The sequence below is a fragment of the Methanoregula sp. genome (assembly GCF_002835825.1).
In the GTDB taxonomy this organism is placed as follows: Archaea; Halobacteriota; Methanomicrobia; order Methanomicrobiales; family Methanospirillaceae; genus Methanoregula.
Genome location: NZ_PIZH01000165.1, coordinates 1 through 4,923 on the forward strand (window position 1 = coordinate 1; position 4,923 = coordinate 4,923).

Consider the following 4,923-nt stretch of genomic DNA (forward strand, 5'->3'; position numbering starts at 1 on the left):
GGATATCTGCGATAAAGGCCGTGTGCTGAAGCTTGTGGAGATCAAGCCGGCGTAATCGATCCGGCTTCCGGAAATTTGTGATCGTTCTCTCTCTTTTATCGGCACTTGGGAGTCCTGATTCAAGGGTCTCCCATATCAGTGGCGCTCGTTGATGATCGTGCAGGGTTGCAGAGAGCGCTCCAGTTATTGCTGACAATCAATTTCAGAAAATATGGGAAAAAGTCGTTTATTTACATAGCCCTGTTCTCCATTTTTCGTTCATTATAGGTTAGGATGTTTCCCATTTTACAGCAGATTTTTTATGCGAGCTCACATCCCGGATTCCCTACGACGCATTCCATATGACAAATCCCATCCCAGCAATCCCCGTTGCGTTTTGGGTTCGAACCCCAATGTCTGACCATTCTCGGATCACATACTGTTGAACAATTACCGCAATTATCAGGATCATCTTGGAGTTGCCTGCAGAAACCTTCGCAGTTTGACCAGTCCCCGGTGATCGGGCAGCACGCGCCGTTTAAGCATTGTTCTCCCGGATTACACGTATTTCCACAAAAACCGCAATTAAATACGTCAACCTGTGATGGCCTGCACCCCAGCGGTCCCGGAACATCACTACACCGTATTTGATTCGGAGGACAGCCTGAAGTATCCGGGACACAGGTTCCGCCGCTGCATGTATGGTACAACGGACAGGTATTGCTACAGTTACCGCAATTGTTGATATCTGATTGTACGTCAACACAACGGTCTCCGCAGAATACTTGTGATCTGCTTTCACAGCAGCCGCCATTGGAGCAGAACCACCCTGTCGGACAGGGATGCATACAGTTTCCGCAGTAGTTCGGATCAGTGTTCAGATCCGCACAAGTCATATTGCAGTTTGTCTGACCCTGATTGCAGCATGTTCCCTCGGAACAATCCTGCCCTCCGGGACAGACATTACCGCACCTCCCGCAATTTGTATTATTAGATATGACGCATGTACCGCTGCAATTCACCCAGTTTTGATCACAGCATATGCCATTGTCGCACCACTGGCCTGATGCACAAGGGGGGCTGCAACAGCCCGCAATCAGGACCAGAAAAACTACGAGAGCGATTAAAGGAATCGCACAGTGTTTGGCCTGCATATGCGGGGCATATATTTCGTTCGGATGATAAAACTATTGCCAGAAAAACCTCCTCCTATAATCCCCGTTCTCAACGGCTAATCAGAAGAATAGAAGAGAATACTAACCAGTGTTCGGGAACCTGAGATTGTATCTGAAAGGAATGGTCTTGTGTGGTGATCAGGAATAATTCTTCATACCTCTGAAATATCCGCACACTATCCTGTTATCAGGAGAATTTCCGGGTATTCTTTCACGTTATGAACTAATCCAATTTTATAGCCGGATTGTCTACCCTGCCGTTCCACAACCGCTCCGCCAGCCCTACAAGTTCTTGATACCCTTCCAGATCCCGCCGCCACCGTACCGGAATTGCTTCCAGTCCCCAGTATGCCCCTGCAAGGGCACCGGTGCAGGCGCCAACGGTATCCGCATCACCGCCAAGATTAATCGCGGAGAGGACCGCCAGTTCAAACGACCGGGCATCCATGAAACAGCGGAGCGCTGCATGCGAGCAGAGTATGCAATCTAAGGAAGGATCAGCATCATACTGATCGTAACTGCCCAGCATGGCATGCACCTCAGGATACATACAGAGCGAACGGGCGTGCCGGAATGCCGTCTTCCGTGGAATGCCCCTGACCATATCGCTCACCATCAGGTTCAGGAACGCCGAGCAGTGGCCCCCTACCGGATCGTGGTGCGTTATTGCAGAACAGCGGATGCTGATCGCTGAGACTTCTGTCGGGGGAAAGAAGATCCCGATCGGGAAGCCCCGCATCACGCTGCCATTGGACCTGCTCCCATGGTTCAATTTTTGAACCGTCAGCGCGGCAGTGTGCGGCGGGGTACCGGACAGCACCAGATCGAAGAATTTTGTGGATGTAGGACCGTACCATTCCGGGCGTTGTATATAACCCTGAGATAATTTTTTTATCAGGTCTGTTTCATCAAAGCGCCCGCATTCGGCGAGAGATTCCGCAACTGCACCAGCCTGCAACGTGTCATCCGTGACTTCGCCACGGTTCCGGAAATGGCGCCCTCCGGGCCGCATTTGCGTGAGCCAGACTTCAGATCTTCGAGATCCTTCCAAGGGCGCACCCAACGCGTCGCCAACAGCGAGCCCAATGAGGGATCCCCCGTGCCGCATTGTTCCTGATATAAACCTCACCAATAAGATATATCTGTCCTACAAAAAAAGGATCATTTTGGAAAAGGTGATAGTGTGCAAAAGGAAGAATTGCTGCATTTACATATGCTGATGATCCACATCAAGAAGTACTACGAGGGCGTCAGCAACGAAGAGATCGGAACTGAACGCTACAATTCCCTGGAAATATCCCCCGTCCATATCCACAAGGACAAGAAAGCCCACAAGGATGCTCTCCTCACGCTTGGGGATGAGATTGTAACCCATATTCACCACCGCCCCGTCCCGCCTGCGGTGAACTATTCTCATGAAACTGCCTCCCTGAAGGTTGCAGCTGAACATTAATTCTCATGGATGAGGAATGTGCTCTCCGGGAGATCATCTCCCGCATCCTCACCCTCCCGGAAGGTGCTGCAGATGATGCGGCCATTGTTGCGGCGAAGATAGGGACCTGCCGGAAGTATTCCCTGCCGGCAGTACCGAAGAACTCCGCGATCCTTGCCGCTGCACGGCCGGAGGAGTACGAGACCCTGCGGAAGATCCTGCTTGTGAAGCCGTCCCGTACCCTGTCCGGTGTTGCCCCGGTTGCTGTGATGACCTCCCCGTATCCCTGTCCCCACGGAAAGTGTCTCCCCTGCCCGGGCGGGCCGGACCACCCGTTCCATTCCCCGCAGAGTTATACCGGAGAGGAACCGGCGGCAAAGCGTGCCCGCGAGCATGAATATGATCCGTTCCGCCAGGTTCAGGCACGGCTGGAACAATTTGAGATCCTGGGACACCGCGTGGACAAGGTGGAGCTGATCGTGATGGGCGGGACGATGACTGCCCGCCCTGTCGAATACCAGGAGGAGTTTGTCTCCCGGTGCATCGAAGCGATGAACATCTACCCGGAAAAAACGCCTGCACCGCAGCATCATCCCGTGGATAAAGTCGAGTCGGCCAATGAGGCATCAGCGATCCGGTGCGTTGCCATGACCTTTGAGACCCGGCCTGACTGGAGCCGCCGGGAGCACATTGACCGGATGCTCGATCTTGGGGTAACAAAAGTAGAACTCGGCGTCCAGCACACAGATGATGCGATCCTTGCCTATAACCGGCGCGGATGCACGGTTGCAGACACCGTTGAGGCAAACACCCTCCTCCGTGACGCGGGGCTGAAGGTCGGGTTCCACATGATGCCCAATCTTCCCTCTTCCAGCATCGAAGCGGACCGGCAGATGTTCGAGACGCTCTTTTCTGACCCCCGCTTCAGACCCGACTTCCTCAAGATCTATCCGACGCTTGTCACGCCCGGATCTGAGATCGAGGATCTCTGGAAACGGGGCGGATATTCCCCGTATGATGAGGACAAGCTCATCGATCTCATAGCCTACGGCAAGTCCCTCATCCCGGAATATACGCGGCTCCAGCGGATCCAGCGGGATATCCCGGCCAAGCTGATCGTTGCCGGCTCCCCGCACTCCAACTTCCGGCAACTGGCGCAGAACCGGTTGAAAGCGCTCGGGAAACGGTGCCGGTGCATCCGGTGCCGGGAGATCGGGCGTCTCCCCTCCCTTGCGGAGATGGAGATCCGCGTCTTGGAGTATGAAGCATGCGGGGGAAAAGAACACTTCATCTCGGCGGTCTCGGATGATTCCCTCATCGGTTTCTCCCGGCTCCGGGTCCCGTCGCAGGTCTACCGCCCCGAGCTTGAAGAAGCGGCTGTCATGCGGGAGCTGCACGTATACGGCAGCCTTGTACCCGTAGGAAAGGATGCCGAATCCGAAGAATGGCAGCACCGGAACTTTGGGAAGATGCTCCTTGCACGGGCCGAGGAAATTGCATTGGCCGCCGGTTACCACAATCTTGCCATCATGAGCGGCATCGGTGTCCGCCCGTATTACCGCAGGCAGGGATATGAACGCAGAGGGCCCTATATGATCAAGGGGTTGTCATGAACCCGGCCACAGCCGAATTCCTCCGCCAGCGGTTTACCGAATATTACAAGAAGACAGTCCTTGTCGCTCCGCCGTCCATCGTGCAGCGCGAGTGGGGCTTCATCCTCTTCAACCCGGGCGCAGCCGAGACCCGGATGCGTCGCCATATCGGCTTTCCCGGCAGCGGCGAGATGGTATCCTTTATCCAGAACCTCATCCCCCAGCACGCCTACTACTCGACTGCCTACTACGAGAAGCCCGATGCCGGGACCATGGCCGACAAGGGCTGGTGCGGGGCTGACCTGATCTTCGACCTTGATGCGGACCACATCGTGCGGGGCCCGTACGACCAGATGCTCGCCCGGGTCAAGGAAGAGACAGAAAAACTCCTCTCCATGCTGACGGATGAGTTCGGGATCGAACCAAAAACCATCGATCTGGTCTTCTCGGGAGGCCGGGGTTACCATATCCATCTCCGCGACATCGCGTTCCGGAACTGGGGGAGTTCCGAACGCCGGGAACTGATCGATTATGTCTGCGGTATCGGGATCGATCCTTCTGCCATGCTCTCGGGCAGGCTTTCCGGTGCGCCCGGGTGGCCGGAACGGTACCGCGGGGCCCTTATTGAATACTTAGGGCGGATCGGGACGCCCCCGGAACAAGAGGCGCTGGCTCACCTCACCGCGATCGAAGTGATTGGCAAGGACTCGGCAGCCCCATCCCTCAAGAAAAGGGAGGAGAGCAT

Annotated in this window: 4 protein-coding genes; 3 read left to right on the forward strand and 1 reads right to left on the reverse strand. The window is 55.1% G+C overall.

Features of this window, described 5'->3' with window-relative positions; genetic code table 11:
• Window positions 1-1,377: 1,377 nt before the first annotated feature.
• On the reverse strand, window positions 1,378-2,262 hold the full coding sequence (locus tag CW742_RS07195) for an ADP-ribosylglycohydrolase family protein (protein ID WP_292418455.1): 885 nt from the start codon (window positions 2,260-2,262) through the stop codon (window positions 1,378-1,380).
• Between the two features lie 75 nt (window positions 2,263-2,337).
• Here CW742_RS07195 and CW742_RS07200 point away from each other — a divergent pair, with 75 nt between their 5' ends.
• The 3 genes from CW742_RS07200 to CW742_RS07210 form a co-directional block, all read left to right on the forward strand.
• On the forward strand, window positions 2,338-2,607 hold the full coding sequence (locus CW742_RS07200) for a UPF0058 family protein (protein ID WP_292418457.1): 270 nt from the start codon (window positions 2,338-2,340) through the stop codon (window positions 2,605-2,607).
• 5 nt (window positions 2,608-2,612) lie between these two features.
• Complete coding sequence (locus CW742_RS07205) at window positions 2,613-4,199, forward strand: tRNA uridine(34) 5-carboxymethylaminomethyl modification radical SAM/GNAT enzyme Elp3 (RefSeq protein WP_292418459.1); 1,587 nt, start codon at window positions 2,613-2,615, stop codon at window positions 4,197-4,199.
• On the forward strand, window positions 4,196-4,923 hold a 728-nt coding region (locus tag CW742_RS07210; RefSeq protein ID WP_292418461.1), incomplete at its 3' end, for a DNA primase small subunit domain-containing protein. The genes CW742_RS07205 and CW742_RS07210, both read left to right, overlap by 4 nt.

Excerpts from the sequence above, each read along its gene's own strand:
- CW742_RS07195 (WP_292418455.1), bottom strand. The coding sequence starts at position 2,262 with ATGCGGCACGGGGGATCCCTCATTGGGCTCGCTGTTGGCGACGCGTTG.
- CW742_RS07205 (WP_292418459.1), top strand. The coding sequence starts at position 2,613 with ATGGATGAGGAATGTGCTCTCCGGGAGATCATCTCCCGCATCCTCACC.